This is a genomic window from Teredinibacter waterburyi, from assembly GCF_001922985.1.
Taxonomy (GTDB): Bacteria; Pseudomonadota; Gammaproteobacteria; order Pseudomonadales; family Cellvibrionaceae; genus Teredinibacter; species Teredinibacter waterburyi.
The window spans coordinates 59,439-65,528 of the sequence record NZ_MRUH01000015.1 but is presented as its reverse complement, the minus strand read 5'-3'; the positions used below and the strand labels follow the sequence as shown (position 1 = coordinate 65,528).

Below are 6,090 nucleotides of genomic sequence, written 5' to 3'. Positions count from 1 at the left end.
TTAGAAGCCAGTGCCGCACAGTCGCGGTTTGGTAGATCGTAAACAACGAATTGGAACAGGTTAGCGCCCTGAGCCAATGCTTCGTCTAGGTGACCGCGAAGACCAAGGCCGTCACCGTCTTCTGGACCAGCGATAGCGCCGATGCGATCCATCCAAACGAACGTACTTTCGTTTGCAATCGCTTCACCACCAGGTTCACCGGCAGCTTTACCAGACCAGATTGGGTCAACATACCAAGTTGCACCAATGAACGGGTTGTCTAAGCCAGAAGCATTACCGCCGCTACTGCTACCGCCGCCAGTTGATGAACTGGAGCTACTGCTAGAGCTAGAAGACGAGCTTGAGCTGCTTGAAGAGCTAGAGCTTGAAGACGAGCTTGAGCTGCTTGAAGAGCTAGAGCTTGAAGACGAAGAACTAGAGCTTGAAGATGAAGTACAGCTGCTGATTACGCCACCGCTTCCGCCTTGGCTTTCACAGGTAGTGCGACCGATACAGCTTTGACCATTTTCGTAGCCCCAACCGCTGGTCTGGTTAGCACATAGAGGACGTGGGTCATCTTGGTACCACTTACACTGTTCTGTACAAGAACCGCCGCTTGAAGAGCTAGACGATGAGCTAGAGCTGCTTGAAGAGCTAGAGCTAGAAGACGAGCTTGAGCTGCTTGAAGAGCTAGAGCTTGAGCTGCTTGAAGAACTAGAGCTTGAAGACGAGCTTGAGCTGCTAGAAGAGCTAGAGCTTGAAGACGAAGATGAACCACAATTGCTTCCGCCTACAACGCCGCCGCTTCCGCCTTGACCGTTACAGGTCTGAGCACTTACACAGCTTTGGTTATTTTCGTAACCCCAACCGCTAGTAGCGTTCTGACATACAGGCACGCTGTTGCCATACCAGTTACATTCTGTGCCACAGCTGCCGCCACCGCTAGTAGAGCTTGAGCTGCTGCTAGAAGAGCTGCTAGAAGAACTAGAAGAAGAGCTTGAACTGCTGCTAGAAGAACTAGACGAGCTGCTAGAAGAACTAGAAGACGAGCTTGAGCTGCTGCTAGAAGAGCTAGAACTTGAAGAAGAGCTAGAGCTTGAAGATGAAGTACAGCTGCTGATTACGCCACCGCTTCCGCCTTGGCTTTCACAAGTAGTGCGACCGATACAGCTTTGGTTGTTCTCGTAGCCCCAACCGCTATCTTGGTTTTGACATAGAGGACGTGGGTCATCTTGGTACCACTTACACTGCTCAGTACAAACACCGCCGTTACCGGAAGAACTGCTGCTAGAGCTAGAAGAAGAGGAACTAGAGCTGCTGCTAGAAGAACTAGAGCTGCTGCTAGAAGATGAACTGCTAGAACTTGTAGCGCCGGGAGATGTGCCCCAGTTGCGAACGATGTCGCGTACAAAGTTACCAGATTCAGTCAAGTCAGAACTGCTCCAACCGCTAACAGGAGCGTTAGGGTTAACCAAAGATGAGCCTTCAGCTTTATCGCTGATTACCCAGTTGGCGTGGCTAATATTGTTCTGCTTAAAGAAGTCCATCCAAGCGTTGGTTTCGGAGCGGTTAACCGCGCCGTCGCCGTCGGCGTCAACAGTACCCCATTCGGTTGCGAACAAAGCGATACCGTTATTCATAGCGGTAGTGGCTTTGTCACGTAACCACTGCTGGTGAGTGCCAGCGTAGAAGTGAAGGGTATAGGCAATGTTGGAGTAGCTAGTGATTGGATCGTTAGATGCGGCATCTACGTCCTGTGACCAGCTTGGCGTACCAACAATAATAAGGTTGTCTGGGTCAATCGCACGAATCGCACCAATTACCGCTTCAGCGTAAGGCTTGATCGTGTTGCTCCAGGAAATCTGCAACGGCTCGTTGTAAATTTCATAAATAACGTGGTTGTTGTTACCGTATTTGCGAGCCATTTCTTCAAAGAAGGCAATGGATTCAGCTCGGTAATCTTCGGCGTGATGTGAGTGCCAATCGATGATGACGTATAGGTCTTCAGCAATCGCTGCGTCAACAACAGTTTCGATACGCGTTTTGTTGCTGGCGTCTTCGAGATAACCACCTTCGTCATCAACACCCATAGAGGCGCGAACGATGCTGGCTTTAAAGTCAGACTTTAACCAGCGAACGGTTTCAGCTGTGTAAAAACGCTCTTGGCCCCAGCCGGTGTTGCTCCAGAAGAAGCTGTTACCTGCGAGACTTTTAGCTTGGCCACCAAAAAGAACTTGGTTGCCACTTACCGAAACGGCAGGTACATCTGCCACGGCAACGGAAGTCGCGAATACTGCAGCGGCTGCTGTAGCAAACAGACTTTTTACTTTGTTGCTAATCATAGTGAAGGTCCTGTGGTTTATTTTTATTTGGACGTTAAGTGTAGAGCTTTATTTTTATTGTTGAAGTAGGCGCCAAAAGGCTTGGCGCTGGGGCACATTCTAGGGGATCTAGGGGGCGAATGAAAGCGTTGAATCGCGGCCCCTATGTTTTGCAAGTCTGTGAATTTATTGAGGTATTTGCTTTTTGGTAATTGCGCGCTCTGCTCATTTTTCGGCGAGGGACGTAAATTTTCTGGCCGCGTCGATCGCGACAACTCATACTTTGTAAGAGGTTTTTTGCGCCAACTTTATGGCGCCTTCAGACTTAGGTGTGGCGAATATTTTTACATTAGATTCCGGCGTCCGGAACGTTATACAGATGATGGTCAGATCGATTTGTGCGTTGTTCGACAGTTTAAGCGGTAAAAATCATCGGTTAATTAATGCCAAAGTAGGGGGTGCGCTTTTCTCTGTCACACATTAAAGTCTGTGTTTTTTAGGAAGTCTAACGCGCCAAGTATTCGACGCTGGCGGTTTTGTCTGTTTTTTCAGCTAAAAATGCAGGATTGATAAATACGCCAGATTAAATCTACTGAAATTCGTACTTTGTTGCCGTTATCGATACGTTTTTTCATTGATGATTGCATTTTCTTATAATTTTCTGGTCGAAATGTAGACAGTTTTCGCGCCTTAATATGTGAAAATAGTCTTGTTAAGGTTGTCGTGAAGTTAATTCGGCTCGTGACATACCAATACTTCGGGAGCTTATTCGGAGCGCAAAAGTGAACTCTCGTTACATTGCAGGCTCTACAACTACGGACGCTATTTACAGCTTAATCCCAAGCCGCTAATTTCGTTTGATCAGGCTTTACTCAATCGATGATAACTAGTACCGTGTTGGCCCTATTTGGGCGGCGTATATAGCACTAATCGATACGGTGTGGTTGTTTATCGCACTGGTTGGAGTTACTTGTTGCCTAACTTATTTGTTACCGCTGGATTGCGGGGCAAGCGCGTAGTTGGTTTGCTGCAATCCCATACAAAATAATTGGCCGAAGCATGCGCTTCACGGTCTCTTTTCTGGGTCTATTCAAAACTTATGTTGCGTTGTAAAACTTTATTTCTCAGTTTCCTTTATATGCTGTCTGTAAGCCTGCTCTCCAGTTGTGGCGGCAGCAGTACGACTGATCCAAGTATTGATCACTCTAACTTCAGCGACCTTTCACTCGTTTCTCTGACCTTTAGCGGAGGAGATATCGAACCGGTGTTTAATAAAAACTACGGTGGTCCATATGTCTTAGAGGTAGGGAAAGATGTAGCAAGCGTCGATGTTATTGCGCAAACAGCATCCTCAGACGTGATAATGAACATATATAAGAAAGGGCGCAGCACAGATTCCGATGGCAATACCACGGTCGCTGTATTAGAAAGCGTCGAAGTCGTCTCCGGTGAAATCAATACCAAAACCTTGACCCCAGGCGATAACCTGATAGTGGTACGGATCGTTTCGGCCAATAGAAAGAATTATTTCGAGTACAGCGTGAATGTACATCGAGCCAACGAAGATGCTTCGCTACTCGGCCTGAAAGTCCTAAATGAAGGTCACGTGGCTACCGATGATGCTCCCGTCGAGTATTTAACCCTTAAGGCTAGTGACGGCATTGATGGCTTTAATGGCGCAAAATTAAATTACACTGCCAGCGTCGCGTATAGCGGTTGTACCGTATCTGTTTCACCGCGAACCGTCGATCGCACCACCAGTGTGTTGATAAATGGCTTAGCAGCTAAACACCTTACTTATACCCCCCTAGACCTGGCGATAGGTGTAAACGATATAACGGTTGTATCCACAGCTGAAGTAGGTGACAGCCCGAAAACCTACTCACTTCAGGTGACTCGGCAGGCGGGAACCACCGCGGAGCTCGATGGAGATACAACGCTTAAATCAATGAGTGTCTCCGGCGCGGTTATGGATCGCAGCTTCTATTGTATGTCGCCGACCTATACCGGTGTGGTAAACAACGATACCGCGAGCGTGCTGCTTACTGTCCAGCCAAGCGTTGAAGAAGCTAATACCGATGGTGATTTGCCCGTCGTTGTTGTGGGTTCGCCAACGGCAGATGCTAACGGTCAAGTTATCGGTGTAACCGACCCTATCAGTAGTGTTGATGGCAACCCCTATAGTTTCGACGTTCCGCTCGAAGTTGGTAGAAGTACCGTGGTGATTCAAGTTACCAGTCGGGACGGCAACAAACAGCGTCTCTATGTATTGTATTTGGAGCGTTTAACAACTAATCGCGTTCGAGTCTCGAGTAGTGAAGACCTGCAAGCGGCGTTGCAGAATGCGCAGGCGAACGATGAAATTGTTGTCGCGGCGGGCATCTACGAAGGCGTTGCTTCCGTTGACACTAGCGGCTCGGACAGCGCGCATTTCTATTCTGCGCAAAGCGGTACAGCCGAGCAGCGAATTATCCTGCGCTCATCTGATAGTAGCAATGAAGCGGTGTTGATAGGAGCCGACCTAACCCAAGCGTCAGTGCTACAGCTTACCGGTGACAACTGGTACGTTCGCGACTTAAATTTTGCGACGGCGCAAACGGGAGTTGAGTTACTGGGCGCGTCTAACGTGTTGTTTGATTCAAATACCATTTCCGATATAGGTGAGCGCGGCTTGATTATCAGTCAGGGTGGTTCGGATAACCAGATTCGCCGCAATATCATAGCGGATACCGGCATGATGCCAAGGGCAAGTGCTGATACTGGTGGTGAAGTGTTTGGTGAGGCGATCGTTGTTGGTGACTCAACTGAGTTAGCCGAAGATCAGCTTTTGGCGAGCAATAATCAATTGCGCCACAACTTTGTTGGGCCAACTGGTGGCGCAGAACTGATTGATCTTAAAGTTGATAGCGATCAGACCTTTGTACAGTTCAATATTGTTGATGTAACCGCAGTTTCTGCGGATGCAGAGCTGGGCGCTGCGGTTGTATCGCGTGGCAATCTAGCGAATATTAGTTACAACTCGTTTTATTCCGAGACCGCTCCGCAACAACTTACAGCACTAATAGCGCTAGAAGATGTGCCGACCAGCTTCGATAGTGGTGATTGGGGCGATAGCGCGAAGGTTTATCAAAATACCGCAAGGTTAGCCGAGGCTCCGGTGGTGTTTGCGAACGGCACGAATCTTAGCGATGTGGCTGTTGCAGACAACGTTAGTATCGATGGCGCGACCGTGAGCTATATTGGTGACGGCATCAATACCAGCTTTACTACGCCAATCTATCAGCTGCGCAGTCGTGCGGAGTCTCCCTTGTGCGTAATGGAAAATACCAGCGATATTACCGACCCTGACAACGATCTTGCTCAGGTGATGATGGCGGACTGTAGTGACTCATCTGACCAATACTGGAAATTTTTGAACGCGGGTAGCGGTACACTTTTCTTGGTGCCGGCCGACGATGAAACGCGGATGATGATTCCGTCGAGTCAGAGTTTCTACACTAGTAGCAGTGCGGTTTCCATGATTACCATCCCTTTCCCATCTAGCTCTTTGTTATCCGCTTCGTTTATTCGCTGGCGTTTACTCTACGCTGGAGATTATGTTTCCGTGTTGAACCGTGCGCAGGATGCCTATGTGCTTACGTCGAGCGATGAGGTTGGTGAGTCCTTCTATATCAACTATTTTATTAACTCTGGGTTACAGCAGTTTGAGTTAATCGAAAAGTAATAAAGAGCCCTGCATACCCATAGGCCGCCCGACGAATTAACCGGGGGCGAAAGCGAAAAAGGCGCA

The 6,090-nt window shown here is 48.5% G+C and carries 2 protein-coding genes; one reads left to right on the top strand and one right to left on the bottom strand.

The window, feature by feature from the left end; genetic code table 11:
* The coding region (locus tag IDZ20_RS01555; protein WP_223144885.1) for a cellulase family glycosylhydrolase at positions 1-2,321 on the bottom strand (2,321 nt) is incomplete at its 3' end.
* A gap of 1,117 nt (positions 2,322-3,438) precedes the next feature.
* On the opposite strand from IDZ20_RS01555, the gene IDZ20_RS01550 reads away from it, so the two are divergent.
* Positions 3,439-6,024, top strand: a complete 2,586-nt coding sequence (locus IDZ20_RS01550) for a cadherin-like beta sandwich domain-containing protein (RefSeq protein ID WP_188149673.1) — start codon at positions 3,439-3,441, stop codon at positions 6,022-6,024.
* Positions 6,025-6,090 lie beyond the last annotated feature (66 nt).

Bases quoted from the DNA above. Each gene is read 5' to 3' on its own strand.
- IDZ20_RS01550 (WP_188149673.1), top strand. From the start codon at position 3,439: ATGCTGTCTGTAAGCCTGCTCTCCAGTTGTGGCGGCAGCAGTACGACT.